33 protein-coding genes are annotated in these 25,646 nt (G+C 69.5%); 12 read left to right on the top strand and 21 right to left on the bottom strand.

Going from position 1 to position 25,646, the window contains the following annotated elements:
* Positions 1–14: 14 nt before the first annotated feature.
* Positions 15–461 carry a MerR family transcriptional regulator gene (locus JOF29_RS34780; protein WP_209698602.1) on the top strand — a complete coding sequence of 149 codons (447 nt, stop codon included), beginning with the start codon at positions 15–17 and terminating at the stop codon, positions 459–461.
* Between the two features lie 2 nt (positions 462–463).
* Here the strand turns inward: JOF29_RS34780 and JOF29_RS34775 are convergent, their stop codons facing one another.
* The 7 genes from JOF29_RS34775 to JOF29_RS34745 all read right to left on the bottom strand — a co-directional run bounded on the left by JOF29_RS34775 (position 464) and on the right by JOF29_RS34745 (position 6,707).
* Positions 464–1,012 carry a hypothetical protein gene (locus JOF29_RS34775; RefSeq protein ID WP_209698601.1) on the bottom strand — a complete coding sequence of 183 codons (549 nt, stop codon included), beginning with the start codon at positions 1,010–1,012 and terminating at the stop codon, positions 464–466.
* Between the two features lie 233 nt (positions 1,013–1,245).
* Complete coding sequence (locus JOF29_RS34770; protein ID WP_209698600.1) at positions 1,246–3,009, bottom strand: ABC transporter ATP-binding protein; 1,764 nt, start codon at positions 3,007–3,009, stop codon at positions 1,246–1,248.
* Positions 3,010–3,042: 33 nt separating this feature from the next.
* A complete protein-coding gene (locus JOF29_RS34765; RefSeq protein ID WP_209698599.1) occupies positions 3,043–3,744 on the bottom strand; it encodes a Clp protease N-terminal domain-containing protein in 702 nt (233 codons plus the stop codon).
* Positions 3,741–3,986 (bottom strand): RNA polymerase subunit sigma-70, encoded by a 246-nt coding sequence (locus JOF29_RS34760; protein WP_245359746.1) that lies wholly within the window; start codon positions 3,984–3,986, stop codon positions 3,741–3,743. Before JOF29_RS34760 ends, JOF29_RS34765 begins: the two co-directional genes overlap by 4 nt.
* A gap of 53 nt (positions 3,987–4,039) precedes the next feature.
* On the bottom strand, positions 4,040–4,900 hold the full coding sequence (locus JOF29_RS34755; RefSeq protein ID WP_209698598.1) for an ABC transporter permease: 861 nt from the start codon (positions 4,898–4,900) through the stop codon (positions 4,040–4,042).
* A complete protein-coding gene (locus JOF29_RS34750; protein ID WP_209698597.1) occupies positions 4,900–5,733 on the bottom strand; it encodes an ABC transporter permease in 834 nt (277 codons plus the stop codon). Before JOF29_RS34750 ends, JOF29_RS34755 begins: the two co-directional genes overlap by 1 nt.
* Before the next feature lie 2 nt (positions 5,734–5,735).
* Entirely contained in the window at positions 5,736–6,707 is a 972-nt protein-coding gene (locus tag JOF29_RS34745) for an ABC transporter ATP-binding protein (RefSeq protein WP_209698596.1), read from the bottom strand.
* Between the two features lie 70 nt (positions 6,708–6,777).
* Here JOF29_RS34745 and JOF29_RS34740 point away from each other — a divergent pair, with 70 nt between their 5' ends.
* A complete protein-coding gene (locus tag JOF29_RS34740) occupies positions 6,778–7,434 on the top strand; it encodes a TetR/AcrR family transcriptional regulator (RefSeq protein WP_307863843.1) in 657 nt (218 codons plus the stop codon).
* Between the two features lie 16 nt (positions 7,435–7,450).
* Here the strand turns inward: JOF29_RS34740 and JOF29_RS34735 are convergent, their stop codons facing one another.
* The 3 genes from JOF29_RS34735 to merA form a co-directional block, all read right to left on the bottom strand.
* Positions 7,451–8,116 (bottom strand): alkylmercury lyase family protein, encoded by a 666-nt coding sequence (locus tag JOF29_RS34735; RefSeq protein ID WP_209698594.1) that lies wholly within the window; start codon positions 8,114–8,116, stop codon positions 7,451–7,453.
* Between the two features lie 110 nt (positions 8,117–8,226).
* Positions 8,227–8,670: a MerR family transcriptional regulator gene (locus JOF29_RS34730; RefSeq protein ID WP_209698593.1), complete on the bottom strand. Its 444-nt coding sequence runs from the start codon at positions 8,668–8,670 to the stop codon at positions 8,227–8,229.
* Between the two features lie 21 nt (positions 8,671–8,691).
* Entirely contained in the window at positions 8,692–10,167 is a 1,476-nt protein-coding gene (merA, locus tag JOF29_RS34725) for a mercury(II) reductase (protein ID WP_209698592.1), read from the bottom strand.
* 131 nt (positions 10,168–10,298) lie between these two features.
* Between merA and JOF29_RS34720 the strand changes: the two genes are divergently transcribed.
* Genes JOF29_RS34720 through JOF29_RS34710 form a run of 3 tightly spaced genes read left to right on the top strand, consistent with a single transcriptional unit; the run spans position 10,299 to position 11,635 of the window.
* On the top strand, positions 10,299–10,682 hold the full coding sequence (locus JOF29_RS34720) for an ArsR/SmtB family transcription factor (RefSeq protein WP_307863842.1): 384 nt from the start codon (positions 10,299–10,301) through the stop codon (positions 10,680–10,682).
* 36 nt (positions 10,683–10,718) lie between these two features.
* Positions 10,719–11,057 (top strand): mercuric ion transporter MerT, encoded by a 339-nt coding sequence (gene merT / locus JOF29_RS34715; protein WP_245359744.1) that lies wholly within the window; start codon positions 10,719–10,721, stop codon positions 11,055–11,057.
* Between the two features lie 20 nt (positions 11,058–11,077).
* Entirely contained in the window at positions 11,078–11,635 is a 558-nt protein-coding gene (locus JOF29_RS34710) for a TlpA family protein disulfide reductase (RefSeq protein ID WP_209698590.1), read from the top strand.
* 410 nt (positions 11,636–12,045) lie between these two features.
* Here JOF29_RS34710 and JOF29_RS43965 read toward each other — a convergent pair whose 3' ends face one another.
* Entirely contained in the window at positions 12,046–12,267 is a 222-nt protein-coding gene (locus JOF29_RS43965; RefSeq protein ID WP_245359742.1) for a hypothetical protein, read from the bottom strand.
* Here JOF29_RS43965 and JOF29_RS43960 point away from each other — a divergent pair.
* Positions 12,257–12,628 (top strand): hypothetical protein, encoded by a 372-nt coding sequence (locus JOF29_RS43960; protein ID WP_245359740.1) that lies wholly within the window; start codon positions 12,257–12,259, stop codon positions 12,626–12,628. The two genes, JOF29_RS43965 and JOF29_RS43960, sit on opposite strands and share 11 nt — an antisense overlap.
* 159 nt (positions 12,629–12,787) lie before the next feature.
* A complete protein-coding gene (gene lpdA, locus JOF29_RS34700; protein ID WP_209698589.1) occupies positions 12,788–14,158 on the top strand; it encodes a dihydrolipoyl dehydrogenase in 1,371 nt (456 codons plus the stop codon).
* 219 nt (positions 14,159–14,377) lie between these two features.
* Here the strand turns inward: lpdA and JOF29_RS34695 are convergent, their stop codons facing one another.
* The 8 genes from JOF29_RS34695 to JOF29_RS34665 all read right to left on the bottom strand — a co-directional run bounded on the left by JOF29_RS34695 (position 14,378) and on the right by JOF29_RS34665 (position 19,207).
* Positions 14,378–14,677, bottom strand: a complete 300-nt coding sequence (locus tag JOF29_RS34695; RefSeq protein ID WP_209698588.1) for a hypothetical protein — start codon at positions 14,675–14,677, stop codon at positions 14,378–14,380.
* 299 nt (positions 14,678–14,976) lie between these two features.
* Positions 14,977–15,261 carry a hypothetical protein gene (locus JOF29_RS34690; RefSeq protein ID WP_209698587.1) on the bottom strand — a complete coding sequence of 95 codons (285 nt, stop codon included), beginning with the start codon at positions 15,259–15,261 and terminating at the stop codon, positions 14,977–14,979.
* Positions 15,262–15,344: 83 nt separating this feature from the next.
* Complete coding sequence (locus JOF29_RS43955) at positions 15,345–15,536, bottom strand: hypothetical protein (protein WP_245359739.1); 192 nt, start codon at positions 15,534–15,536, stop codon at positions 15,345–15,347.
* 1 nt (position 15,537) lies between these two features.
* Positions 15,538–16,584, bottom strand: coding sequence for an NAD(P)/FAD-dependent oxidoreductase (locus JOF29_RS34685; RefSeq protein WP_307863841.1), 1,047 nt, complete (start codon positions 16,582–16,584; stop codon positions 15,538–15,540).
* A 166-nt stretch (positions 16,585–16,750) separates the two neighbouring features.
* Positions 16,751–17,152: an arsenate reductase ArsC gene (locus tag JOF29_RS34680; protein ID WP_209698586.1), complete on the bottom strand. Its 402-nt coding sequence runs from the start codon at positions 17,150–17,152 to the stop codon at positions 16,751–16,753.
* Positions 17,149–17,934, bottom strand: coding sequence for an aquaporin (locus JOF29_RS34675; RefSeq protein WP_209698585.1), 786 nt, complete (start codon positions 17,932–17,934; stop codon positions 17,149–17,151). Before JOF29_RS34675 ends, JOF29_RS34680 begins: the two co-directional genes overlap by 4 nt.
* Entirely contained in the window at positions 17,931–18,596 is a 666-nt protein-coding gene (locus JOF29_RS43950; RefSeq protein ID WP_209698584.1) for an arsenate reductase ArsC, read from the bottom strand. Before JOF29_RS43950 ends, JOF29_RS34675 begins: the two co-directional genes overlap by 4 nt.
* Positions 18,593–19,207, bottom strand: a complete 615-nt coding sequence (locus tag JOF29_RS34665) for an arsenate reductase/protein-tyrosine-phosphatase family protein (RefSeq protein WP_245360871.1) — start codon at positions 19,205–19,207, stop codon at positions 18,593–18,595. Before JOF29_RS34665 ends, JOF29_RS43950 begins: the two co-directional genes overlap by 4 nt.
* Here JOF29_RS34665 and JOF29_RS34660 point away from each other — a divergent pair.
* Positions 19,189–19,797 (top strand): MFS transporter, encoded by a 609-nt coding sequence (locus JOF29_RS34660; protein WP_209698582.1) that lies wholly within the window; start codon positions 19,189–19,191, stop codon positions 19,795–19,797. The two genes, JOF29_RS34665 and JOF29_RS34660, sit on opposite strands and share 19 nt — an antisense overlap.
* 249 nt (positions 19,798–20,046) lie before the next feature.
* On the opposite strand, the gene JOF29_RS34655 is transcribed toward JOF29_RS34660, so the two are convergent.
* Together JOF29_RS34655 and JOF29_RS34650 are read right to left on the bottom strand one after the other, a co-directional pair.
* Complete coding sequence (locus JOF29_RS34655) at positions 20,047–20,892, bottom strand: ABC transporter permease (protein WP_209698581.1); 846 nt, start codon at positions 20,890–20,892, stop codon at positions 20,047–20,049.
* Entirely contained in the window at positions 20,889–21,875 is a 987-nt protein-coding gene (locus tag JOF29_RS34650) for an ATP-binding cassette domain-containing protein (protein WP_209698580.1), read from the bottom strand. Before JOF29_RS34650 ends, JOF29_RS34655 begins: the two co-directional genes overlap by 4 nt.
* 62 nt (positions 21,876–21,937) lie before the next feature.
* Between JOF29_RS34650 and JOF29_RS34645 the strand changes: the two genes are divergently transcribed.
* From JOF29_RS34645 to JOF29_RS34630, 4 genes are all read left to right on the top strand, one after another.
* On the top strand, positions 21,938–22,282 hold the full coding sequence (locus JOF29_RS34645) for a PadR family transcriptional regulator (protein WP_209698579.1): 345 nt from the start codon (positions 21,938–21,940) through the stop codon (positions 22,280–22,282).
* Positions 22,264–22,854, top strand: a complete 591-nt coding sequence (locus JOF29_RS34640; RefSeq protein ID WP_209698578.1) for a permease prefix domain 1-containing protein — start codon at positions 22,264–22,266, stop codon at positions 22,852–22,854. Before JOF29_RS34645 ends, JOF29_RS34640 begins: the two co-directional genes overlap by 19 nt.
* Positions 22,855–23,191: 337 nt before the next feature.
* Positions 23,192–23,332: a hypothetical protein gene (locus tag JOF29_RS34635; RefSeq protein WP_209698577.1), complete on the top strand. Its 141-nt coding sequence runs from the start codon at positions 23,192–23,194 to the stop codon at positions 23,330–23,332.
* 802 nt (positions 23,333–24,134) lie between these two features.
* Positions 24,135–25,565, top strand: a complete 1,431-nt coding sequence (locus JOF29_RS34630; protein WP_209698576.1) for a tyrosine-type recombinase/integrase — start codon at positions 24,135–24,137, stop codon at positions 25,563–25,565.
* Positions 25,566–25,646: the final 81 nt, after the last annotated feature.

Here is a 25,646-nt window from a genome sequence, read left to right as displayed (position 1 = left end):
TTCAGTCTGGGGCTGTGTGGACCAGTGAGCTCGCGCGGAAGGCAGGCGTGAATCCTGAGACGCTGCGGTACTACGAGCGGCGCGGGATCCTGCCGATGCCGGCCCGTACGCCGACCGGATACCGCGACTATCCGGACTGGACGGTGAATCTGGTGCGGTTCGTCAAACGTTCCCAGGAGCTCGGGTACTCGCTGGCGGACATCGAGCACCTGTTGCGGCTCGCCGACTCCGGCGCGGGGAGCTGCGCTGAAGCTCGCGCGATCACCGCCGCGCGGGTGGCCGACCTGGACCGGAGGATCGCCGATCTGAGCCGGATGCGGGACTGCCTGGCGGCGACGGGTGCGATCTGTCACGGACCGGGCACGGGCCGGCTGTGCGGGTTGATGGTGCGAACGATCGAGGCCATCGACGAGGACAGCGTCGACAGGGCCCATGACGTGTGCACGTGCCCGTCGAGCTGACGTCATTCGGTACGGATGCCCGCACCCGCACGAGATGCGGTCGTCTGGTGTCGGCGTTCCCAGGCGTCGAGGGGGCTGAAGGGCAGGCAGAACAGGTAGTCGTCGCGCCGCAGGACCAGGTTCGGTACGGCGAGCAGTTCGCAGCCGTTGCGTCCGAGCGCCGCCAGCAACACCAGCGGCGCGGAGACGGTCATCAACGTCGCGGCGGGATAGAACTGCGCAACGCCAACGACCAGGACCGTGACCGCGCAGGCCGCTCCGTGCCCCAGCTGAAGCCTCGGCGCACTGCGGCCCCTCGCCAGGGCCGCGAGCGTCAGGACGATCGGGGCCACCACCAAGCCGACCAGCAGACCCACCGCGTCCGAACTGGCGCCGGGGAGATCAAGCAGCGGATGCTCGTGTGGGACCACAACTGCCCAGGCGAGTCCACCCGCAGCAGCGACCAGCCGTGCCGCGGTACCCCAGGGACCGATCGTTCGCCGTGCCTTGCCGTACTCGGCTCCAGGCGGACAGCATTCCTCCCTGGTCTGATGCTGCCTGTAGACATTCATGCTCGCTCCGCTCCCTTCGTGGATCGTTACCAGGGTTCCCCCAGTACCGAGGTACGGAGTCAAGCCCGGGCGGAGGATCGTCGCCGGCAACGTCACGGCCAGGTCTGCATGAGGAGCGCGACTCGTGACTGCTGCCGGATCTCCAGAGCCACCAGCAGCACAGCGGCAACCAGGTACGGAGCGCGCGGCGGCCGGGGCGCGACAAATCGAACGTCGGTGCTGTCTGAGCAGACTCACAGCCGGCCGGAGGTGGCGAGGAACTGGGTGGCGGCGAGTTCTGCGTAGAGGGGGCTGGCGGCAACCAGTTCTCGGTGGGTGCCGGTCGCGCAGACGCGGCCGGCGTCCATGACGATGATGCGGTCGGCCAGCGTCACCGTCGAGAGCCGGTGGGCGACGACGAGCACGGTGGTGGTGCGGGCGGCATCGGCGATGGTGTCGCGCAGTGCGGCCTCGTTGACCGCGTCGAGTTGTGAGGTCGCCTCGTCGAGTAGCAGCAGCCGTGGCCTCCGCAGCAGCGCCCGGGCGATCGCGACCCGTTGCCGCTCACCGCCGGACAACTTCATCCCGCGATGACCGACAGTGGTATCCAACCCGTCGGGCAGCGCACGGACCATCGCCGTCAGCCGGGTGGTGTCGAGCACCTGCTCGAGCTCGTCGCGTCCCGCGGTGGGAGCGCCGAACAACAGGTTCTCGCGCAAGGTGCCCGACAGCACCGGGGCGTCCTGCTCGACATACCCGATCGCGGATCGCAGGTCGGTCAGGTGCCACGCCCGTACGTCGGTCCCGTCAACGAGCACCCGGCCGCTGCCGGGTTCGTAGAACCGCTCGATCAACGAGAACACCGTGGTCTTACCCGCACCCGACGGCCCGACGAACGCCGTCATCCCGCCGGGCGGCACCTCGAAGCTCACCCGGTCATGGACAACTGGAAGCTGCGGGTCGTACCGGAACGACACCCCTTCGAACGTCACCGCTGCCGGACCGTCGACCGCCAAGAAGACCGGCTCGTCATCGGAGGAGCCGACCGGTTCGACCGGCAGCGCCTCGGCCTCCTGGATCCTCGCGACCGCGGCGGCGCCGACCTGGTACTGCGTCACCGCTCCGGCCAACTGGTTGACCGCCGGCATCAGGTAGTAGATGTACAGCAGGAACGCGACCAGCGTTCCGACGTCGATCGCGTGACTGGCCACCCGGGCGCCGCCGACACTCAGTACGCCGATGAACGCCGCCTGCACCGCCAGGCCGCCCGTGTTACCGGCCACCGACTCCCACTTGGCCGCGCGTACGCTCGCCCGCCACGCCTCCGTCGCTGCGGCCCGGATCCGCTCGGTCTCGCGGTCCTCGGCGCCCGATGCCTTGACCGTGCGGAACGCCCCGAACATCCGCTCCAGCGCGGCACCGATGACACCGACGGATTCCTGCGCGTGCCGGGCCGCGCGATGGATCCGCGGCACCACCAGCCCGATGACCACCACGGCCAGGGCGAGCGCGAGCAGCGTCACGCCGACCAGTGTGAGGTCCAGCAGCCCCATCATCACCACCGTCGCCGTCAGAGCCAGCACGCTGGTGATGCCGCCGACCAGGGAATCGGTGGTGACCTCCCGCAACAGCGTCGTGTCCGCGGTCACCCGCGACATCAGGTCACCGGGCTCGTGGCGTTCCACCGCCGACAGGCGCAACCGCAGCAGGCGGCCGATCAGGTGGTGACGTGCTTCCAGGACCACCGACTCCGCCGTCCGGTGCAACACGAATCCGCCCAGCGCACCAATGCCGGCGTTCGCGAGCACCAGCACCGACATCAGCACTACCAGGCCTCCGACCGGACCATGGCCGCCCAGGTTGCCGATCAGCGTGCGAACCACCAGCGGCAACGCCAACCCGCTCGCCGCCGTCGCCAGACTCAGCACACCGCCGACCACCAGCGCACCGCGATGCGGCCGCGCATAGCCCAGCAGCACCCGCCCGGCCGACATCCGCTGCTGAGGAGCCACAGTCACCCCGTCATCATGCTCCTGACCAGCCAGGGCGAGCTATGGCGCGATCTGCGCGGCAAGCCTGGTCAGGTCGATGCCGTGGGACTGCAGTGCGAGCCGAACCGGGTTGGGCCGGCCCGGCACGAACCCGAGCGAAGCCAGCGCCCGGCGGCTCCGGCGGCTGAGCTGGGTCCCGACCGGGTCCATGGCATCGCGGAGTACGCCGTACAGCAAGTGCTCCGGGTTGATCCCGGCCTCGCCGTGCCGGGTCGCGACATCGGCCGCGAACGCGAAGGCACGTTTGGCGACCAGGTGCACACACAACGCACTCGGCCGCGGATGCCCGCCCCGCCACCGCGGCCGGCGCCGTACACGGCGTTCGGCCGCGCTCACGGCATCCGGGCCGAACGAAGACTCCAATCGCCGACGCACCTCCTCGACGTCGACACCCACGCCGCGTAGCGCGTCGGCCGGATCGGTGGCCTCCCCGAGCGTCGGGCCGATCCTCCCCAATTCGTCGCGCGCCGTGGCGAGGTCGACGCCATGACCTTCCAGCAGCGTGGCCCCGCGGCCGCCGACGCGCAGTACGCCCAGGAGTACATGCTCGTCGCCGATGCAGTGCTGCCCGAGCTCACGCGCCTCAGCGAACGCGTGCCGAATCACCTGACGGCTCTCGGGCGTGAACCGGGCCCAGTACTCGCCTGTTCCGTCGTCGCCTGTCGCACGACGGAGCCCGCGCCGCAACCAGTTCGCCATCATGACCTCCCGGTACGCCGGCGGCTCCGCAGCCCGTGTTTGTAATGCACAGCCTGCTTGCTCGCGCCCAGGCGAGTGGCGATGTCCTGCCAGGACCAGCCCAGTTCGCGCGCCCGTGCGACCTGAAGGTCTTCGAGCACCTCCACCAGCTGCCGCAACGCGACGACGGCCGCCAGGCCAACGTCCGGCTCCTTGCTGCTCGCCGCAGTCATCAGCCTTCTGCCTTCCCCGGCATCCACCGTCATCTTGTCAAAATAGATTGACGCTCGCTGATCGTCAATCTATTTTGACGATCGTGTCATGTGCCGGCCAGGCTGCCGCGGCGGAGGGCGGTGCGTTCGCACAGCCGGAAGACGGCGAGCCCCACGACGAACCAGTCGGCGGCGGTGGCCGGCATCCAGGCGAGGCCGCCGGCGCCGTTCCAGGTGAGGTGGTTGCCGTCGAGCATGACGGTGCGCAGGCCGGCGATCGAGTGGGTCATGAACAGGGCGTTGCTGATCGGGTGGCTCCAGCCGGGCAGTTGGTCGGTGGGCAGCGCGGTGCCGGCGAAGAACATGACCAGCAGGAGTACGAGGTCGTTCAGAAGCTGGACGCGTTTCCAGACCAGCGTGACACCGGCGACGATCAACGCGAGCCCGGCGGATCCCAGGATCAGGAACAGCGCCGGTACGAGCGCAGCCGGATTCCAGTGCAGCTCCAGCGGCGTCGCCAGCCGAGTCACGAAGTAGACGACGCCGACGACGACGGCGGTCTCGGCGACGGCGGCGAGCACCCGGCCGGCGACGACGTGGACCCAGGACGGTAGCGGGCTGAGGTAGGTCTGTTCGAGGGTGCCGGTCTGGATCTCCGCGAGGAGGCGCCAGAACATCTTCTGGACGTGCAGATACGTGTAGATGAAGCCGACACCGATGCCGAGGAACAGCCAGGTGGTCCGGTGCGGGTCGAGGGACCAGTCGAGTTTGCCGGTGGCAACGATGGTGTCGGCCTTGCCGGTGGTGAACCCCAGCAACAGCAGGAAGGTGACGAACAGCGGCATCTCGATCAGGATCTGCAGCCGCTCGCTCCACCCGTGCCGCAAACCCTTCAGCGTTTCGTTGCCGATCGCGGTCAGCAGCCGCCCGGGACCGAACCTGGTCGGTGTCGTAAGGGTGGTGGTCATCAGGCTCCGAGCCTTCCTTCGCGCAGCCCGCGGCGGATCGCGGCCGCGTAGACCGTCCAGCCGAGGATCAGCATGGTCGCGGCGTGCACGACGGCCCACGGCAGCGTGCCGTTGCCCCAGACCCGTCCGAGGGACGCGTCGTCGATCAGGATCTGCCGTGCGGCGTCGACACCCACGGTCGTCGGTACGGCGATCTTCGCGGCGGTCTCGAGCCATCCGGGAAACACGAAGACCGGGATGAGTGCTCCGTTGAGGAACATGATCAGGCCCTGGACGACGTGGATGATGGCGCCGATCGAGTTGATGATCAGGGCGAGGCCGCCGAACAGCAGCGCGAAGCCCGCGATGTCGGCCAGAGTGATCACGGCCGGAACGATCGCCGACCAGCGCCAGGGCATGTCGACGCCGATCGCCGCGAACACGATCAGATAGAACACGGCGACCACGGCGGCGGTCAGCACCGCCTCGACCAGCGTCGCGGCCAGCCGGCCGGCCGACTGCACCCAGGGCGGCAACGGGCTCAGCAGGCTCTGTTCGAGCGTGCCGGTGAACATCTCCTCCAAGACCCCCGCAGCGATCCGCAGTACCGCGATATAGCTGACCACGTAGGCCAGGTAGCCGGACAAGATCATGGCCAGCAGCTCACCGACGTACCGGCCGCCACCGATGAACAGCTGGATCACCCAGAACGTCGCCGTCATCCCCAGCAACTGGAAGACCAGTGGCGCCTTGTGGACCCACATCACCCGCAGAGCCTTCGCAGTCTCGTTCCCGAGCATCCGCAGCCCGGCTTGTACCGGCGGGCTGGTAGCCAATGCCGTGTTGATCGCCATGCTCACGCGCTCCTCAGAAGCTTGAGGAAGACGTCCTCCAGGCTCGGCCGGACCCGGCTGACGTCGAGTACCGGCACGCTGTCCGCGTGGAGGGCTGCCAGCACGGTGTACAGGACGTCCTGGTCGGCGGTCGGCAGGTGCACCGCCGCCTGGCCGTCCGCCGAGCTCGCGGTCAGTTCCGGCACCCCGGCGACGCGGAGCCCGTCGACGCCACGCGTGCTGTCGATCGTGATGTCGTAGCGGTCCTCGACGTAGCGGTCGAGCAGTTCGCGGGTCGGCAGGTCGGTGATGATCCGGCCTTCCCGGATCACGGCGACCCGGTCAGCCAGCTCTTCGGCCATCGCGAGCTGATGCGTCGTCAGTACGACGGTCTTGCCCTCCTGATGGGCCAGCCGAAGCACCCAGTCCCGCACGGTACGGGCGGCCTCCACGTCGAGCCCGATGGTCGGCTCGTCGAGCAGCACGATCGGCGGATCCGTGATCAACGCCGCCGCCACGGCGACCTTCTGCGCCATGCCACGGGAGAAGCCGCCGACCTGATGGTCGCGGCGCTCCCACAGCCCCAGCTCGCGCAGCAGACGCTCCGCACGCGGCCGGATCTCGGACTTGCGCAGCCCCTTCAGGCGACCGAAGTACAGCAGGTTCTGCCACGCCGACAGCGACCAGTACACGTTGCGGGATCCCTCCAGCACCGCGCCGACCTGCTGCACTGCCTGGCTGCGACGCCTGCTGACGTCGTACCCGCCGAGACTTACCGTGCCCGACGTCGGCGTCACCAGCCCGGTCATCATCTTGATCGTGGTGGTCTTGCCCGCGCCATTCGGCCCGAGCAGACCGAGCACCTGCCCGGCCGGCACGTCGAGCGACACACCCTCGACAGCGGTGAGATCGCCGTACCGCTTGGTCAACTCCCGCACCTCGATCGCCATCAGCTGTGTCCCCTGCGGTGCGGCGGTGGCGAGTACCTCAGACATCCGCATCCTCCGATACTTACGGCATAAGTTTCAGTGGAAACGCTAGAACTTATGCCGTATGTTTTCAAGGGTGGTGACCAAAACTCTTCGAACCGCGGGCCAGCGGGCCGGCCTGTCCCGGGGCGACATCGTCGCGGCCGCCCTGGGCTACATCGACGAACACGGCCTGGGCGCGCTCAGCATGCACAAGCTCGGCGCCGTCCTCGACGTCAAAGGGATGTCGCTGTACAACCACGTGGCCGGCAAGGACGACCTGCTCGACGGCGTGGTCGACCTGCTCTGGCAGGAGATCGCGGCCGCCGCGCCCGCACAGGCGGACTGGCGGCTCGGGTTCCGAGCGCTCGCCCGGGCGATCCGCGACGTCATGCTCCGCCACCCGAATGCCGCGCCACTCATGACCACCCAGCGGGTGATGCCGCAGTCAGCGCTGCGCACCGTGCTGGCCCACGTCACCTCCGCCACCGGGGCCGGCCTTCCCGAGCCGCGCGCCTACGACCTGCTGCGCGCCGTCAGTTCGACGGCACTCGGTACGACGCTGGCCGACCTCACCTGGGGCACCGGCCAGCAAGGCTGCGCGCCCGACATCAGCGACCTACTGCGGCCCGGCACACCCGACGAACTGGTCGCGGCCGCCGAGATCTTCTGCGGCCAGAGCTGCCCCGACGCCCAGTTCGCCCTCGCCCTCGACCTCATGCTCCGCCCCGACGACCACGAGCCGCCGCAGTAGCACTCCTGTCGGCTCCCTATCGGCCCAGCAGCGGCCCGAAGACGACGTTTCCCCGTTCGACCGCACTGGCCTGGTCGTAGATCTCGCCGGCCAGTTCCGGGTGGGCCTCCAGGTGGGCTCGAGCGTTCGCGGGGCCGGCGAAGAAGTCGACGTACCGGCAGGCAGCGTCGGCAGCCGTGCAGCATCCGGTGGTGCCGGCAAGCAGAACGACCGTACTGCGCGGATCCCAGCTCCAGGTTCCGTCCCGGAAGCTGATCTCGATCGCCTCGTCGCTGTGCGGGTCGGTACTGGCGATGCCAACATTACGGCCGGTCATCGCGGGCATGCCGAGCGCGTCGACGGCGCACATGGCCCACACCGCCGGACCGTCCTCGAACTGGACCCGGTGCCGCGTCGGGACACCGGAGAACGGGTACGCGACCGTGACGACACCGTCAGCGGTGTGGACGAGGTCGGCCTGATCGAGGTCGTGCAGCGCGAGGGCCGGGTCGAGGCCGAGCAGGCTCGCCCGGTCGTTGATCCAGGCAACCGTCGGCGCCGTACCGCTGTCGGCGAACGCGGTCAGGACCGCCCGATGCAGCTCGCGCAACTCGGATGAGAGCGTGGCCTGTGCTTCATTCATGAGGGCAAAGCCGAGTTGCTCGGCGAACTTCTTGAGGCTGCTGTCGGCGGTACTGGTCATCGTCGAATTCCTCCATCGCGGTGTTGTGCTCGACGGGCCTCATTCGCGGTCTGCCGATGACGCTTCGGCTGCGTCTGTTGCGACGGTAGGGACTCACCCCGGGGTGAGGGTCAAGCCCCCGCGGCACAGCGTGGATCACCGGCCCAGCAGACGTCACCCCTGACCAGGTCCGCGCGATGTTCGGCCTCGAAGGAGTCGATCCGGCGCAGAATCTGCTGCTGCCCGGCGATCCGCTGCTCCACCCGGATCCGGGACCGGCGAAGGAGATCCGCCAGCTGTGCGCCGGGCGGTCGGCCGGCGCCGTCCGGCCATCCGGCGGTCAGGTCGCGGATCTCGGCGATCGTCATGCCGAGGCCACGCAGTTCGCCGATGAACCGTACGCACCACAAGGCGTCGTCGTCGTACAGGCGGTAGTTGGCCGGGCTGCGGCCGCGGGTGTAGATCAGGCCGAGGTCGGTGTACTCGCGCAGCGCCTTGACCGGTACGCCGGTACGGCGAGACAGCTCGCCGACCGTCATCGGCCGGGTCCGTTGCGCGCTCGTCTGCGAGGTCATCGAAGCCTCCAAGATCCCGGGTCAGCCGGCGCAGCAGGACAGCTTGGCGACGTCGGCGGTGAAGGTCTGGGCGGCGAGCTTGAGGGCCTCGGTCATCGTCAGGTACGGCGCCCAGGTGTGCGCGAGCTGGTCGACCGTCATCCCGGCGCTGATGGCGTAGGTGGCGGCGGTGATGATGTCGCCGGCGCCGTCGGCCAGGACGTGGACGCCGAGGACGCGGCCGGTGTCGGCGTTCGCGACGAGCTTGACCAGGCCGCGGGTGTCGCGGTTGACCAGCGCGCGGGGCACGTATTCCAGCGGCAGGGTGCGACAGTCGCAGGGCAGGCCTGCCTCGGCGACCTGGGCATCGGTCATCCCGACCGCGGCGATAGCCGGGCTGGTGAAGGTCACCCGAGGCAGCGCGGCGTAGTCCAGGGCGCGTTCCGCACCGGCCAGGGCGTTGTCGGCGACCAGCGTGCCCTGCGCGGCAGCGACGTACACGAACTGCGGTCCGCCGACGACGTCGCCTGCGGCCCAGATCCGCTCGTTGGTGGTGCGCTGGAACTCGTCGACCACGACCTCGCCGCGCTCGCCGGTCTTCACCCCGGCCGCGTCGAGATTCAGGCCGGCCGTGACCGGACGGCGGCCCGTTGCCATCAGCAACTGTTCGGCACGCACCCGGGTGCCCGCATCCGCGCGCCGCAGGCCGATCGTGCCTGCCGGCAAGTCGGTTCCCGTGCCCTGACTGATGGTCAGGGTGTAGCCGTCCGCGTCGTGCTCGACGGCCGTGAGGGTCGCACCGGTGTGGACGGTGATGCCCTCATCGGCGAGCACCTGCTCGATGGCGGCGGAGATCTCCGGCTCCTCGAACGGTGCCAGCCGGTCCAGCGCCTCGATCACCGTGACCTCTGTGCCGAGCCGCGCGAAGAGCTGCGCCTGCTCTAGGCCGACCGCGTTCCCGCCGACCACCACCATCGACTCCGGCAGGGCACCGAGGGCCATCGCCGTGGTGGACGTCTGATACCCGGCCGCGTCCAGGCCCTCGACCGGCGGCGCCCACGGCGCGGAGCCGGTCGCGACCAGGTAGTGGGCGGCCTCGATCCGGCGGGAGCCGCCCTCGTTCAACGCCACCTCCAGGACCGGCGCCTGGGCGGTCCCGGTGAACGTGGCGGTGCCGTGCACGATCTCCCAGCCGTACCCGGCGGCCAGGTCGGCGTACTTCTCGGCGCGCAACTGCTCGACCAGGGCGTCCTTGCCTGCGATCAAGGCCGGGAAGCCGACCGGGACCTCAGCCGCAGCCAGACCCGGGAACCGTCCCGCGGTGCCGGCACCGTGGCGCGCCTCGGCCGCGGCCAGCAGCGCCTTGGACGGCACGCAGCCCACATTCACGCACGTGCCACCGGTGGTGCCGCGCTCGACCATCACCACCCGCCCGCCCTGATTGGTCGCCGCGATCGCCGCGGCGAACGCCGCCGAACCGGAGCCGATGACCGCCAGGTCGAAACCGGATTCCGTCATGTCGCTGCCTCCTGATCCAGAGCCCGGAACCCGGACCTGTTGATATGCGCCTTGCCGAATAGCTTGCCGTGATCATACTATGCGGGAAAGCGAATACTTCGGTGTGAATGCCTCAAGGTTTGGAGACCCTCGTGCCCCAGCGCCTCATCGCCCCCGCCCAGACCACGTCGGCGGTCACCGGCGAGGTCGCGTGCACCCATCTCGACACGGTCGCGAAATTCTTCCGCGCCCTGTCCGACCCGACCCGGCTGAAGCTGCTGGAGTTCATCCTGGCCGGCGAGCGCACGTCGGCCGACTGCGTCGAGCACGCCGGCATCTCGCAGCCCAGGGTGTCGGTGCACCTGTCCTGCCTCGTGGACTGCGGCTACGTCACCGCCCGCCGCGACGGCAAGAAGCTCCGCTACTCCGTCGGCGACCCCCGCATCGTCGACCTCGTCGTACTCGCCCGCGCCCTGGCCGCGGACAACGCCACCGCCCTGACCTGCTGCGCCCGCATCCCCGACAACCAGCCCTGACCAGCCCTGACCCGCCCTGACCCGCCAGGAGCCCAAATGCCCGACACCCACCGGCCTCCGCGCCGCGACCAGGAATCCTCCGGTACCGGCATGGCCGCGGCCGGCATCGGCGCCGCCCTGCTGGTGATCCTCTGCTGCGCCGGACCCGCCCTGTTCGCCGCGGGCGCGCTCGCCGGGATCGGCGGTTTCCTGGGCAACCCCTGGGTGATCGGTGCCGCGGTCGTCGTCGCGGCCGCGGCGGTCACCGCGGTCATCCGGCCCCGCCGGGCAGGACGCGACGAGTGCTGCCCGCCCACCGGACCGGGCACGAACCCCACCGGCCAGGGCCGCCCGCACGACACCCCCACCGACCGGAACGGCTCCCGCGCCCGATGACAAACGCCTTGCCCCGCCGCTTGCCCCTCCGCTTGCCCCGCCGCCGGTCCCGCCGCGCAGCTCTCACGGTCGCCGCGACCGTCCTGATCGCGGCCGGCGCGGCCGCCTGTGGCGCCCAGGACCCTGGCGCTGCCAGCGGCACCGGCACCGGCAGTACGGCCACCAGTCCCGGGGCAGCGGCGGCCACCGAGATGACCACGATCGGCGGTGCGAAGCTCAAACTGCCAGGCGACAAGCCGGCCGCGCTGTTCTTCTTCTCCGTCGGCTGCGGCGAATGCGTCAACGGCGCCAGCTCGCTGGCCCAGGCCGGCCAGGCGCTGGGCGGGAAGGCCTCCGTCGTCGCCGTCGACATGGACCCGAGCGAGTCACCCAAGACCATCGGCGAGTTCCTCGGCTCCATCGACGGACCAAACCTGCCTGTGGTCATCGACAAGGGCGCCGCCCTCTCCCAGAAGTACACGGTCGCCGCGCCGTCCACGCTGATCGTCGTCGACCCGGCCGGCCAGGTCACCTTCCGCGCCACCGACCCCGGCCCGGACAAGATCCAGGCCGCCCTCGAAACCGCGGGCGCCCGGTGACCGGGCTGCTCGAGCTCGCGTTCGCCGCCGGCATGGCCGCGCCGGTCAACCCCTGCGGCTTCGCCCTGCTCCCGGCCTGGATCACCCACACGCTCGGCGACACCGACATCTCGCCCCTGCCGGTCCGGCTCGGCCGCGCCCTGCGCTCCGGGACCGCGCTGACGATCGGGTTCGCCGGCACCCTCGCGGTAGCCGGATTGATCGTCAGCGCCGGGGCGCGCGTCCTGATCCGCGCCGCCCCGTGGCTCGGACTGGCCACCGGCATCGTCCTGGTGCTGCTCGGCCTGGCGATCCTGTCGGGCCGCTCCCCGTCCCTTCGACTGCCCGGTTCCCCCGCCCGGGCAGCCGCCGGTCCACCCAGCACACGCCGCATGCTGGGCTTCGGCATCGGCTACGCCGCAGCCTCCCTGTCATGCACCTCCGGGGTCCTGCTCGCCGTCATCGCCCAGGCCCAGGCCACCGCCAGCTACGCCGGACTGCTCGCTGTCTTCGCCGCCTACGCCGCCGGATCGGCCACCGTCCTGCTGCTCGTCGCAGTCACCACCGCGGCAGCCGGGACCACCCTCACCCGCCGCATCACCGCCCTCGCCCGGTACGGCCCCCCGCATCACCGCCACCGTCGTGGTCGTCACCGGCGGCTACCTGGTCTGGTACTGGTACCCCGCCGCCACCCGCGGCACCACCACAGCCGCCATTTCGGGCGCCAGTTCGGGCGGCCTGGCTCGCTTCTCCGCCACTATCTCCACCTGGGTCCAGGCCCACACCACCCTCATCGCGTGGCTCGCGGCCACCGCCGTTCTCCTCGCCGCCGCCCTGACCCTCCGCTACCGGCTCCGCACCCGCAACGCTGGGCGGCTTACCGCCGCAGCCCACGACGGCGATTCCCAGCGGAGCGATGCGGACTGCTGCGCTCCCAAGACCGCCCCGGAGACCGCGCCACAGCCGGTCCCCGCCGCGCTCGACCAGGACCGCCCCGGGAATCACTGCTGCTGAGCCGCCACCCCCTGGGTCGCCGCGACCCGCGGATCAACACAGCCTCACACCTCCCTGGCCTCGCCGGCTGCTCGAGCAACACCTGCCGCCCGCCTGACAGCCGCCCGCCACAACAACGAAACGCAGCACATCCAGAACATCCAGGAGGTCGAACGAACAATGGTGGAACGCTACGACACCCTCGTGCTCGGCGGCGGCATGTCGGGTCTTCCGTTGGCACTGCGGGCCGGCCGGCACGGCCGAGTCGCGTTCGTCGAGAAGGAGAAACTCGGCGGCACCTGCCTGAACCGGGGCTGCATCCCCACCAAGACGATGATCGCCTCCGCGGCCGTCGCGGCCCAGATCCGCCGGGCCGGCGAGTTCGGTGTCCGCGTCGGCGACCCCGAGGTCGACCTGGCCGCGGTCGTCGACCGCAAGGACAAGATCGTCGACACCATCCGGACAGGCTCCTACCGCACCGTCGAGCGCGCCGCCACCGTCGACCTCTACCAAGCAGAGGGCCACTTCACCGGCCGACGCAGGCTCCGGGTCGACGGCAGCGACCTGCAAGCCGACCGGATCGTCGTGGCCACCGGGCTCCGGACCGCCATCCCGGCGATCGACGGCCTCGACACGATCCCGTACCTGACCTCACGCACCCTGCTGGACCTACGCGAACTGCCCGAGCACCTGATCGTCGTCGGCGGCGGCTACATCGGCTGCGAGTTCGCCCAGATGTTCCGCCGCTTCGGAGCCCGCGTCACCATCATCCAGCGCGCCGACCGGCTCCTACCTGCCGAGGACCCCGACATCTCCGCCGCCGTCACCGACGGCTTCACCGCCGACGACATCGACATCCTGACCGACACCGCCTGCGTCGCCGTCGACGGCAAAGCCGGCGATATCTGCATCCACTGCGACAACGGCACCCACCTCACAGGCAGCCACCTGCTGATCGCCACCGGCCGCACACCGAACACCGACGATCTCGGCCTGGAACACCTCGGGCTCGAACCCGACGCCCACGGCTTCCTGACCGTCGACGACACCCTCCACACCAAAGCGGAGAACGTGTGGGCGATCGGCGACATCCGCGGCGGTCCGATGTTCACCCACACCGCCCGCCACGACGCCGACGTCGCCTACCGCGCCGCGTTCCGCGGCCAGGCCCGCACCACCGCCGGCCGGGTCGTGCCGCACGGGGTGTTCCTCGACCCCGAAGTCGGCGCGGTCGGCCTCACCGAACCCCAAGCCCGCGCCGCCGGCCACGACGTCGTCATCGGCAGCCAAGACTTCGCCGGAGTCGTCCGAGCCCGCGCCATCGGCAGCACCCGCGGCCTGATCAAGTTCGTCGTCGACGCCGACACCGACAAGATCCTCGGCTGCCACATCGCCGGACCGCACGCCGCCGAACTCGTCCACGAAGCCGTCATCGCCATGCACACCGGCGCCCGCTACACCGACATCGCCGACGCCATCCACATCCACCCCACCCTCGCCGAAGGCGTCAACACCGCCGCCGGCGGCGTCCACCGCGAGGTCGGCACCTAAAGACCGGCAAACAGCCAGCGCCATCGCGACCTGAAAGGGAGTCAATCCCGAATGACCACCCAGACAGCCGAACCCGCGACTGGTCGAGCTCGCCCGCGCCCATTCGGGGTGCCCGACCTGATCCTGCACCTGCCCGGCTCCGTGCCGCCGGGCATCCCGGCATCATCGAGGATCCACGGCCGCGCCCATTCGGGCACCTGTTCACCACCGCCTGACCGGCTACGGCAGCCGCCGGTCGATCCGCCGCAACAGGCCACCGATCACCGGAAGGTCGTGCCGGCGGTGGCCGATCACCCACTCCCGCGCCGACCGCACCACTTCCCTCAGCCGCGTCCCGCGGGATGGTCGCAGCTGATCTTCGCGCTCTTCGGCCTTGCGTTGCAGGAACCGGGCGCACCCCAGACACACACCGACCTCGGGGTGGGCACCCAGCCGCACCAGGTCTCGATCATCGAACTCACGGGCACAACACCAGCACACCGGTGTCGATTGCTGGACACTCTCCGGCGCAACAGTCATACGCCCATCCTCCGCGCCGCCACCGCCAATAGCCACGTACCCGAACGGGCCCATCCAGACCCATTCACAGGGCCTTTCGGAGTTCTAAGCTCCAAGTAGGTCACTAAGCAGCGAGGTGGAGCGATGTTGACGCGAACTCCCCAGTTACGGATCTCCGGGCACGGGGCAAGCCTGCGCCTCACGCACCGCGCCGGCTGGCAGCACGATTCGCTCCAGGCGGACCAGGAATGCTGCCGAGCCTCGACCGCGCTCGACAAGGCACTCGGCGAAGCCGTCGGAGAAGCCGTGCGACAGGCCCCTCATGGCGCGACATCGGACAAGCGCTCGGCGTCACCCAGAACGCCGAAACAGATCAAGACGTCATCAACACCCTCAGTCAGGTCAAGCAGGCCGTCTGGAGCCGGTTCTGGAAGTAGCCGCCGCGGGCGCATCACCGGCGGTTGACAGGGCTCAGTGAATGAACCCGTCCAATCCAATTCGAAGCAGGAGCCGCCTGGCATGTCGTGCGGCCCGGGCAGCTTCTCCTCGGCCCGGGCAAGTTCCAGCGCTACCGACTCGAGCGGGTCGGGCGCCAGCTTGGCCACGATTCTCAGTGTTGCCTCAGGCAATGGTTTCGCGCCACCCCGACAGCGTCGCGGTGAGCCGTGTCGCTACGTGCGGTCGCCTTCTACTGCTGGCTCTGCCAGGCGTGGGCGGCGACCTGGATGGCGTCGTAGGGTGAGCCGAGGGGCGGTGTGTAGGACAGGTCGAGGTCGCCGATGTCGTCGATGGTGCCGCTGTAGAACAAGGTGGTGGCGAGGATGTCGACGCGTTTGGCGATTTGTGCGTTGAGGTGGCCGACCAGCTGTGCGCCGAGCAACCTACGACTGACAGTGTCCGCGGTGAGGCGTTGGGCAATCATCGTGGCCTGCGGGTAGTAGACCTTGTGGTCGTACGCGCTGGTCGCGGCCGTCGCCGCCTGGTAGCCAGCTGCCGTCGCGTCGGCATCGCGCAGGGCCGGTGGCGGCCGCGACGAGGTCGAAGATCCGGACCACCTGGGTCCCGAGTGATCCGGCGTAGGTGGCGAAGCCGCCGACGGCGTTCTCGCCCGCGACCCGGCCTTGTTTGTGGGCGGTGGTGCCCAGCGGAACGTAGGTGGGTTCGGTCAGCAGCCGGTGGTGAGTGTGGACGCAGTCTCCGGCGGCGTAGATGTCCGGCAGGTTGGTGCGCATGCCGCTGTCGACGTCGAGGGCCCTGGCGGTTCCGGTCTTGGCGCCGGCGGCGACGGCCAGTTGGGTGTCGGGCCGAACCCCTGTGACGACCAGCACGAGGTCGGCGCTCAGGACCGCTGCTTCGGCGTCGACAGACGGGCTTGCGGCGACAGCGACCTGCAGTTGTGATCCTGCGCGCAGGATCCTGGTCACAATGCTGCCGCAGGAGACCTGGACGCCGTTGCGGTCGAGTTCGTCCTCGATCAGCCGGGCCAGTTCGGGATCGAGGGTGCGCGGGAGAACTTGCGGGAGCTGTTCGACGACGGTGACGTTCAGGCCGCGGTTGCGCAGCGCTTCGGCCATCTCGAGGCCGATGTAGCCGGCGCCGACGATGACCGCGGAGCGGGCGCCGTCGTCGAGTGTCTGGGTGATGGCGAGGGTGTCGTCGATGGTGTGGAGCAGGTGGACACCGTCGGCCGGTCCGAGCCGGTCGAGGCCGGCGATCGGTGGCCTGGCCGGTACGGCGCCGGTCGCGACGACGAGCCGGTCGTAGTCGACGACCCGCGTGCCACCGGACGCGGACCGGGTGTGCACGACGTGCGCGTCGGAGTCGATGCGGACCGCGCGTTCGTTGAGATGGAGCCGGAGTCCGGCGTCGCGGAGGTCTTGGGTGCTGCGGTGCGCCAGCGAGTGCCAGTCGGGAACTTCACCGGACACGTGGTACGGGATGGAGTAGTTGGGATAGTCGTCGGCGACGACGAGTTGGACGTCGGTGGTGGGGTCGAGTTCGCGGGCGCAGGCCTGCGGTGATACCGGCGTCGCTGCCGCCGATGATGACCAGCTTCATCGCTGCGATCCTCGCGGTCCCGTGGTTGTGCGGGTCTCAGGCGGCCTGGAGTTCGCCGACGAGCTTCTCGACCCGTTCACGGATCTCGTCGCGGACCTGGCGGACGACCTCGATCGGTTGTCCGGCGGGGTCGGTGAGTTCCCAGTCCTCGTAGCGTTTGCCAGGGAAGATCGGGCAGGCGTCGCCACAGCCCATGGTGACGATGACGTCGCTTCCACGGACGGCTTCGGTCTCGAGCAGTTGGGGTACGGCGGCGGTGATGTCGATGCCGACCTCGCGCATCGCCTCGACCGCGACCGGGTTGATCTGGTCGCGCGGCGCGGATCCGGCCGAGCGGACCTCGACGGTGTCGCCGGCCAGGTGCCGCAGCCACCCGGCGGCCATCTGGGACCGGCCGGCGTTGTGCACGCAGACGAACAAGACGACGGGTGTGCTCACGAGCGGACTCCAGTATCGGTGGGTTTAATGGTGTTGCCGGCTTCGGTGGTATCGGCTGTATCGGTGTGTGGGACGACGATCTCGTCCGCGGCGTCGCCCAGGTGGGGATAGAGCACGGCCACCAGCCCGGCGCCGAGGATCGCGCCGAACAGCTGGAAGAACACGAAGCCTGGGACCGATGCCGGAGCGATACCGGCGAAGGTATCGCTGAACGCGCGGCCGACGGTGACCGCAGGGTTGGCAAACGATGTCGACGAGGTGAACCAGTACGCCGCCCCGATGTAGGCGCCGACCGCGGCGGGCGCGATCGCGGCCCGCCCGGACCAGGCCAGCGAGAAGATGAGCAGAATCAGACCCGCGGTGGCAACGGTCTCACCGATCCACAGGTGTCCTGCCGAGCGGTGTGTAGTCGACCAGGACACCGCGGCTTCGCCATACATCAGGTTCGCCAGGACAGCGCCGGCAACGGCACCGGCGATCTGTGCCGGAACGTAGGCGGCGAGGTCTCGCAGGGTCAGGCCCGTGCGGTCGCGTTGCCCGAGCCACCAGTCGACCGCGGACACGACCGGGTTGAAATGCGCCCCGGACACCGGCCCGAACATGAGGATCAGCACGGCCAGGCCGAGCGCCGTGGCGAAGGCGTTCTCGAGCAGCTGCAGGCCGGTGTCGCCAGGCGACAGATTGGCGGCCGCGATACCCGAGCCGATCACGACGGTCACCAGCAGCCCGGTGCCGAGCGCCTCGGCGACAGTCCGACGCCACAGCGGTTGTGCGTGGCTCATGCGCGGCTCACCGGCACGGCGAGTTCGTCGAGCAGCGCGCGGACCCGGCGTTCGATCTCGTCGCGGATCGGGCGCACTCCGGTCACGTCGAGCCCGGCCGGGTCGTCGAGGTCCCAGTTCTCGTAGCGGGTGCCGGGAAAGACCGGGCACGCGTCGCCGCAGCCCATCGTGACTACGACGTTCGCCGCGCGGACGATCTCGTCGGTCCACGGCTTGGGGAACTCGCCGGCGATGTCGACGCCTCGTTCGGCCATCGCGGCAACGGCGGCGGGGTTGACCTCGAGGCCGGGCTCGGAACCGCCGGACCACGCGACGGCGTTGTCGCCGGCCAGGTGCTGGAAGAACCCGAGCGCCATCTGCGACCGGCCGGCGTTGTGGACGCACAAGAACAGCACGACCGGCTTGCCGTCGTCGTGGTGACCCTCGACCCGCGCGAGCGCATTCAGGCGCTGCCGCGCGAACCGTTCGGCCAGCAGGGGAAGGAAGTTCGGGACCGTGCTGCCGGTGGCGAACTGGTAGTAGCTGGAGTGCACGAACCGTTCGATCGTCTCGGGACCGTAGATGCCGGCGAACTCGTCGGTGAGCCGCGAGGCCGCGGTCGTCAGCGCGAGTTGCTGGTCGATGGACAGGTCTTCGCGTCGGTGCCAGGCGAGCTCGGTCATGATTCGCTCCTGGAGGTGGATGCCGCCTCGGGCGACAGGACGGGCGCCAACCGGTCGATGCGGTCGGCGAGTTCGGTGTAGGCGGCTTCGAAGGCCGCGTCGGTGTCGACCGGTGCCGGGTCGGGGATCGACCAGTGCAGCCGGGGCTGCTGCTCGGGCGGCAGGTGTTCGTGGGCGTTGTCGCACACGGCGATGAGCAGGTCGTCGCGGCGTACGACGTCGTCGAGGTGCGCGGTACGCCACCCGGCGGCATCGAGGCCGTGGCGGCGGGCAACCTTCAGCGCGCGGGGATGCACCCGGTCGGCCGGTTCGGTGCCGGCCGACACGGCCGGCAGATGGCTTCGGCGCGACCAGATCGCGGCGGCCAGCTGGGAGCGGGCCGAGTTCTGTGTGCACACGAACACCACCCGCTTGGCCGCCGCCAAGGCCGGGACTGTGATCGCTGCCAGCGCCGCCGGCCGCAGCCGCACGTAGGTGCGCCGCCGGTCGCCCTCGGAGCGGGTCCGGACCACGAGCCCGGCGTCTTCGAGGACCTTCAAATGGTGCGCGACCAGGTTGGTCGGCATGCCGAGCGCCGCACCGAGCTCGCCAGGTGCGACATCGCCGCCCATCAACGTGCCGACGATCGCCAGCCGCGCCGGGTCGCTTCTGGCTGCTCGCGGTCGCATTCGTCCTGCACAGCGCGGCGCTCGCCGTCATCGGAGTCCACCTGGTCACCTACCTGACCAGGCTCGGACACTCACCCACCACCGCCGCGACGCTCGCCGGCCTACTCGGGCTGCTGTCGGTGACCGGCCGGGTGCTGGTGACCGTGCTGCGCCGATGGTTGCCGATCACATCGATCAGCGCCATCATCGTCACCGGGCAAGGAATCGCCCTCGGCCTGCTGCCCGCCGCCGGCCGCAGCGTGGCCGGCGCGGCGGCCTGCCTGGTCGCGTTCGGGCTCGGGTTCGGCGTCGCGTCCATCGCCAAGCCGGCCATCCTGCTCGACCGCTACGGCGACCACGGCTACGCCACCATCGCGGGCTTCCTCGGCACCCCGACCACCATCGCGGCCGCCACCGCACCCCTGGCAGCGGCCACGCTCGCCACAGCGCTCGGCTACACGCCGCTCGTCCTCGCCGCGGCCGCCGCCTGCCTCCTCGGCGGACTCAGCCTCGCCATCACACCTCGCCTGCCATGTCATCGATCGGCTGCGTAGCTGCAACGACGGTGCTGCCGTCACCGTCGGCGCAGTCGCGCGGACCCTTGGCTTGACTTGTTCCGTGAACGAACCCGTCCCACTTCAACTCGAAGCGTGCTCCACCGGGCATGCAGTGAGGCCCGTGCAGCTGCTCCATCGCCCGGGCAAGCTCCAGCCCTACCTGGCCGATCAGGTCGGACGTCAGCCTGGCCACACGTCGAGTGTTGCCTGGGGCAATGGCTGCGCAACATGGACGACCAGCTGTGGTCAGTCGGCGGTGGTGTGGCGGTAGCGCACGACCGCGGTGGGCACAGTGACCGCGAGCAGCCCGATGATCCAGGCGAGCGCCTGCCACACGTGCGCGGCGGTCGGGCCGCCGAGGACCAGGGCGCGCAGCGCGTCGACCGTGACCGTGATCGGGTTGACTTTCGCGAACGCCTGCAACCAGCCGGGCATGGTGGCGACCGGGACGAAGGTGGAACTGGTGAACACCAAGACGATGACTGGCATCAGGCCGGCCAGCCCCGCTGTTTCGGCGTCGTGGACCAGCAGCCCGACCAGGGCGTTGATCCACGAGAACGCGACGCCGATCAGTACCGCAAGCCCGATCGCCGCGGCTGCGGCCGCTGCGCCGGCGTGGAAGCGGAACCCGATCGCGTAACCGACTCCGGTCATCAGCAGCAGGACGAACAGGTTCCGGGCTGCGTCGGCCGCGGTGCGTCCGGCCAGCACCGCGGACCGTGTCATGGGGAGCGCGCGGAACCGGTCGATCATGCCGGTGGCCAGGTCGTCGGCGATCGCCACGCCGGTCTGCGAGGCGCCGAACGCGATCGCGAGCACGAAGATCCCCGGCAGCAGGAAGTCGACGTACTTGGCCACGCCCGGTGGATGGATGGCGCCGCCGAAGACATAGGTGAACAGCAGCACGAACAGCACGGGCTGCACGGTGGCGAAGGCGATCAGAGTCGGCACCCGGATCAGCCGGCGCAGGTTCCGGCCCGTGATGGCCGACACGTCACCCAGCAACCAGCGCAGACCGCGCGGCCGGTCCACAGGCCGCACCGCGCCCGGCTCAGCGGATTCCGCGACCGGGACGTCGTTCCTGGTCGTCATCGCGCGCCCCCGCTCTTCGCGAGATCCGAGCCGGCCTCAGCACTCGCCGACTGGCCGGTCAGGGCCACGAACACGTCGTCGAGCGACGGCCGGCGCAAGGCCACGTCGGTCACCCGCACATTGGCCGCGGCCAGCCGGGTCACCGCCTCGCCCAGAACCCCTGGACCGTCCGCGACCGGCAGCACCACCGTCGCCTCGTCGCGATCCACCACCGGCGGACCAGACCCGAGGCCGGCCACGGCGGCCGCCACCGCGAGCGGGTCGACATTCTGCGCGGCCTTCAGTTCGAGGCGGTCACCGCCGACCTGTGCCTTGAGCTCGTCGGAGCTTCCACTCGCGATGACCTGTCCGGTGTCGATGACCACGATGCTGTCGGCGAGCCGGTCGGCCTCCTCCAGGTACTGCGTGGTGAGCAGCACCGTCGTGCCCTGCGCGGTCAAGGCCGCGATCGTCTGCCACAGCCCGATCCGGCCTCGCGGGTCCAGGCCGGTGGTCGGTTCGTCCAGGAACAGCACCCACGGCCGTGCGACCAGGCTGACCGCCACGTCGAGGCGCCGCCGCATGCCCCCGGAGTAGCCACGAAGGACCCGATCCGCCGCGCCGGTCAGGTCGAAGGTGTCCAGCAGTTCGCCGGAACGTCGGCGGGCGGCGGCACGGTTCAAGCCCGAGAGCCGTCCGATCAGCTGCAGGTTCTCCCGGCCGGTCAGATACGGATCGACCGCGGCGTACTGGCCCGACAACCCGATCAGCCGCCGCACCGCCGCCGCCTGCCGGACCACATCCAGGCCCGCCACGGTCGCCCGGCCCGCATCGGGGCGCAGCAGCGTCGTCAGGATCCGGACCACGGTGGTCTTGCCCGCCCCGTTCGGGCCGAGCAGCCCCAGCACCTTGCCGGCCGGGACCTCGAGGTCCACGCCTCGCAGCGCCTCGACCGCACCGAACCGCTTCACGAGTCCCTCGGCCACGATCACCGGATCGCTCATCACGCCACCGCCCACCCATAGCTAGGATTACTACCTATCCGCTTGCTGTAGGATAACTACCTATGAGGGCGGATGCGCAAGTCTTGAAGGGTCACCTCGACGTGTTGCTGCTGGCCACGCTGAAGGACGGGCCGCAACACGGCTACGCGATCAAGGAGGCGCTGCGTGACGGCAGCGGCGGCCGATTCGACTTGCCCACCGGCACCGTCTATCCGGCCCTGCACCGGCTCGAACGCGCCGGCCTGATCAGCGGTGCCTGGTCGACGGTCGACGGTCGACGCCGCCGCAGCTACGAACTCACCGACGACGGGCACCGCAAGCTCAACGGCGAACGCGCCAACTGGCGCGAGTTCGCCACCGCGGTCACCGCGCTGCTGGAGCCGAGGCCATGGCCGACCACGACCTGATCCGCAGCTACCTCGACACCCTGGCCCGGCGCCTGCCCGCCACCGCCATCGAGGAGCTGGCCGACGGCCTCGAGGAGACCTACCAACACCACCGGCGCCGGGGCCTGTCCGCGACGGACGCGGCCCGCTCGGCCATCGCCGAGTTCGGCCACCCGCGGCAGGTCACCACGGCGTTCGCACACCAATCCACGGGCCACCGGACCGCGATCGCGCTCCTGGCCACCGCACCCGTGTTCGCGCTGCTGTGGGGAACGACCCTGATTACCACGCGAGCCTGGACCTGGCACATTCCACCATCCCCGGCCGCCATCTACGGCACGCTCCTGCTGACCGTCGCGGCGACGCTGCTCGCGGTCGCAAGGAGCGAAAACCTCACCACAACACGGCTCGCGGGCCCGGCGAGTCTCGTACTCATCATGCTCGACACCGCCATGCTCGCCACCATCGTCGCCGTGGCACCCGCAGTCAACTGGCCGATGGGATTCGCAGTCCTCGCAAGCCTAACGCGCGTAGTGCTCACCAGCCGAAACCTTCCACGCCTGCTCGCCCGGCAGACTTCTGGCTCGCACTGATCTGCAGCTCCACTGCAGACGGCAACCCCGTGAGCCAGGCAGGATCGCCACCGTACGCGATCGCGGAAGCGTCGAATGGCGACGTCGTCCTCCTGGACGGCACGACAACGTTCGACCGCACGACCAAGGCCGCGGACGGTGAAGGCACCTTAATCCACCGGGCGCCCAGTGGCAGTGTGAGGGCACGGGGGCACGTTCACCGCGGATCGGCTGGTGAGTTTCCTGTTCTACGGCTGCGGCGGAGACGGCGTGCCGGACTTCCTGTGCGGGGGCCTGGCCAAGCTCGACGTGACCTTGACTCCGATCGGAACCACCTGAAGCTGCCGCGGCGCTCTGGGTGGACTGCCTGATCGGTGACAAGATCCCGAGCGACGGCACTCCGGTCCGGGCCGAGGGCATCCGACTCAACATCGACGGGGTGATCAACTTCAACAAGACCCGCGAGAGTAGTTCCACGGTCGTTGTCCCAGCAGGCTGAGGCGGCGAACGAGCGAGCCGGCAGCACCGGGCACCGGCCCGCCAGCACTTTCGCCGTCCTCAGTCGCCTGCTTCGGCGGCCATGGTGCCGGGCCGAGGATGGTGATACTGCTGCGGCCGACGTGGAGCAGGCCGCGGTCGGCGTACTCGCCGAGGACCTTGGTGGCCATCTCGCGGGAGGTGCCGGTCGCCGACGCCTACGACGCGGCCACCTCCGACGCGCTTTGCCAGGACCCGCCGAGAGCGACTGCGGGAAGCGCGCCCGTCTACCCCGGTGAAGACGAGCCGATCATTTCCGTCAATGAGCGAGCGGGATCGTGACATGTCGCCAACTGCCGCGACCATCACCGCCAGTCGCATCAGCGTCGATGTTCGGCGACACTGCACCTAGTCAGAGGGCGCAGCGCACCTCTTTACGCACCTCAATCAGCGCGAGAGGATGGTCATCCATGAGAAACGATGCGAACGCAACAACCCGCGAATCCCTTACCAGTAAGAGCTTTCGCGCATCGTCGACAAACGATGGTCAACCTCAGCTGGAATTCAGCGGGTTCGGGGTTCGAGTCCCTGGCGGCGCACAAAAGCCCAGGTCACGCGCGTGGCCTGGGTTTCTTCATGTCTGCAGGACACCTTTTATTCGACCTTTTCAGCCACACATCTCTCCGACCGGCTGAACCGTGCGGCCTTCAGGCGACGTGACTGTGCGTCACATCACATCGAACCGCGACAGTCAGCGACCTCGCAGATCTTCCGCACCGGCCAAGCGTTGAACCTCTGACCCTCACACCGGTTGGAGGCAAGACATGCCGAGGCCACCGCTGCCCATCGGAACCTGGGGAGAGATCTCCACCAGGCCCCTGAAGACCAAGAAGAACGACAAACCCCTCAGGCACCAGGCCCACGCCAAGTTCCGCGACCACGACGGCAAGGTCCGTGCCGTCACCGCCACCGGCACCACCAAGACCGCCGCACGAACCGCCCTGCTCACCAAGCTCCAGAAGCGCGCACAAACCAATCACTCCGGCGACCTGACCGCTGCCCACAAGGTCAACCACCTCCTCGACCTGTGGGAGAAGAGGTTCGAAGGACTGGTCGCCGACGGCACGCGATCGCCGACCTCTCTCGGCACCTACCGGCGCGCCCTGAAGAACCACGTCCGTCCCGCCATCGGCGAACTCCACATCGGCGAAGCCACCACCCAGCGCCTCGACACTGTCCTCACCGACATCAAGCACCACGCCGGCGCCCCCACCGCCAGAACCTGCCGCGCCGTCATCTCCGGCGCAATGAACCTCGCCGTCCGCTACGGCGCCCTCAGCGTCAACCCCGCCCGCGAAATAGACACCATCGAAGCCAAACCCAAGAACCCACCCCGAGCCCTCACCGCCGAAGAAGTCAATCTCCTGCAAAGAAGCCTGACCGCCGACGCGCACGCCGTCACGGCCGACCTGCCCGACCTCGTCACGTTCATGCTCGGCACCGGCGTCCGCATCGGCGAATCCCTCGCCGTCCTCTGGAACCAAGTCAACCTCGAAACCGGCACCGTGGAAATCACCCACACCATCGCCCGGCCATCCGGCGAAGGCCTGATCCGCAAAACCACCAAATCCAGAACTGGAGAGCGCGTCCTCAGCCTCCCCACCTGGGCCACCACCAGCCTCCGTGCCCGCTACGCGACCGACACCGACCCCGACGCCCCGGTCTTCCCCAACTCGATCGGCGGCTACCGCGACCCCTCCAACACCCGCCGCTCCCTCCGCACAGCACTATCCCCCGTCGGCAGCACCGCCCGACGCGAGTTGGGCCAAACTCTCCGTGCCCTCCGCCGCCAGAAACACCTCAGCCGAAAGCAAATCGCACAGACCCTGGGCTGGCCCCAAACCAGACTCGAGCTCATCGAAACCGGCCGCATCAGACCCAACCGCCGGCTCCTCTCCGCGCTCGCCAAGGCCTACGGCATCGACCTCGACACAACCCCCGACCTGCTCGCCCAACTTCAGGAGGCGATCCTGCACACCGAATCCGACAAACTCGCCTGGATCCGCACCCACGCACTCCGCAGAACCACCGCCACCGCCCTCGACAACGCCGGCCAAACCGCCCGCCAAATCGCCGACCAACTAGGCCAAGCCAAAGTCTCCATCACCCAAGACACCTACCTGCACCGCCAACCCGCCAACCCCGCCGCCGCCCAAGCCCTCGAACACGCCTTCGACAAACCCGGCCTGCCGTGAAAGCCGCCACCAGCGTGATCGTCGACCACATCGAGGGCTGGAACATCCGCCGGTGCCACTCCATCTTCGGCTATCTGAGCC

Source organism: Kribbella aluminosa (genome assembly GCF_017876295.1).
GTDB classification, from domain to species: Bacteria; Actinomycetota; Actinomycetes; order Propionibacteriales; family Kribbellaceae; genus Kribbella; species Kribbella aluminosa.
Note: the sequence above shows the minus strand (reverse complement) of the source record. Positions and strands in the feature narration are given on the sequence as shown.

What these genes read in the sequence shown, in the direction of transcription:
- JOF29_RS34775 (WP_209698601.1), bottom strand. Translation starts at nt 1,012, where the DNA reads ATGAATGTCTACAGGCAGCATCAGACCAGGGAGGAATGCTGTCCGCCT.
- JOF29_RS34765 (WP_209698599.1), bottom strand. Translation starts at nt 3,744, where the DNA reads ATGATGGCGAACTGGTTGCGGCGCGGGCTCCGTCGTGCGACAGGCGAC.
- JOF29_RS34760 (WP_245359746.1), bottom strand. Translation starts at nt 3,986, where the DNA reads ATGACGGTGGATGCCGGGGAAGGCAGAAGGCTGATGACTGCGGCGAGC.
- JOF29_RS34755 (WP_209698598.1), bottom strand. Translation starts at nt 4,900, where the DNA reads ATGACCACCACCCTTACGACACCGACCAGGTTCGGTCCCGGGCGGCTG.
- JOF29_RS34750 (WP_209698597.1), bottom strand. Translation starts at nt 5,733, where the DNA reads ATGGCGATCAACACGGCATTGGCTACCAGCCCGCCGGTACAAGCCGGG.
- JOF29_RS34745 (WP_209698596.1), bottom strand. Translation starts at nt 6,707, where the DNA reads ATGTCTGAGGTACTCGCCACCGCCGCACCGCAGGGGACACAGCTGATG.
- JOF29_RS34735 (WP_209698594.1), bottom strand. Translation starts at nt 8,116, where the DNA reads ATGACCAGTACCGCCGACAGCAGCCTCAAGAAGTTCGCCGAGCAACTC.
- JOF29_RS34730 (WP_209698593.1), bottom strand. Translation starts at nt 8,670, where the DNA reads ATGACCTCGCAGACGAGCGCGCAACGGACCCGGCCGATGACGGTCGGC.
- merA (WP_209698592.1), bottom strand. Translation starts at nt 10,167, where the DNA reads ATGACGGAATCCGGTTTCGACCTGGCGGTCATCGGCTCCGGTTCGGCG.
- merT (WP_245359744.1), top strand. Translation starts at nt 10,719, where the DNA reads ATGCCCGACACCCACCGGCCTCCGCGCCGCGACCAGGAATCCTCCGGT.
- lpdA (WP_209698589.1), top strand. Translation starts at nt 12,788, where the DNA reads ATGGTGGAACGCTACGACACCCTCGTGCTCGGCGGCGGCATGTCGGGT.
- JOF29_RS34695 (WP_209698588.1), bottom strand. Translation starts at nt 14,677, where the DNA reads ATGACTGTTGCGCCGGAGAGTGTCCAGCAATCGACACCGGTGTGCTGG.
- JOF29_RS34675 (WP_209698585.1), bottom strand. Translation starts at nt 17,934, where the DNA reads ATGAGCCACGCACAACCGCTGTGGCGTCGGACTGTCGCCGAGGCGCTC.
- JOF29_RS43950 (WP_209698584.1), bottom strand. Translation starts at nt 18,596, where the DNA reads ATGACCGAGCTCGCCTGGCACCGACGCGAAGACCTGTCCATCGACCAG.
- JOF29_RS34665 (WP_245360871.1), bottom strand. Translation starts at nt 19,207, where the DNA reads ATGGGCGGCGATGTCGCACCTGGCGAGCTCGGTGCGGCGCTCGGCATG.
- JOF29_RS34655 (WP_209698581.1), bottom strand. Translation starts at nt 20,892, where the DNA reads ATGACGACCAGGAACGACGTCCCGGTCGCGGAATCCGCTGAGCCGGGC.
- JOF29_RS34650 (WP_209698580.1), bottom strand. Translation starts at nt 21,875, where the DNA reads ATGAGCGATCCGGTGATCGTGGCCGAGGGACTCGTGAAGCGGTTCGGT.
- JOF29_RS34645 (WP_209698579.1), top strand. Translation starts at nt 21,938, where the DNA reads ATGAGGGCGGATGCGCAAGTCTTGAAGGGTCACCTCGACGTGTTGCTG.
- JOF29_RS34640 (WP_209698578.1), top strand. Translation starts at nt 22,264, where the DNA reads ATGGCCGACCACGACCTGATCCGCAGCTACCTCGACACCCTGGCCCGG.
- JOF29_RS34630 (WP_209698576.1), top strand. Translation starts at nt 24,135, where the DNA reads ATGCCGAGGCCACCGCTGCCCATCGGAACCTGGGGAGAGATCTCCACC.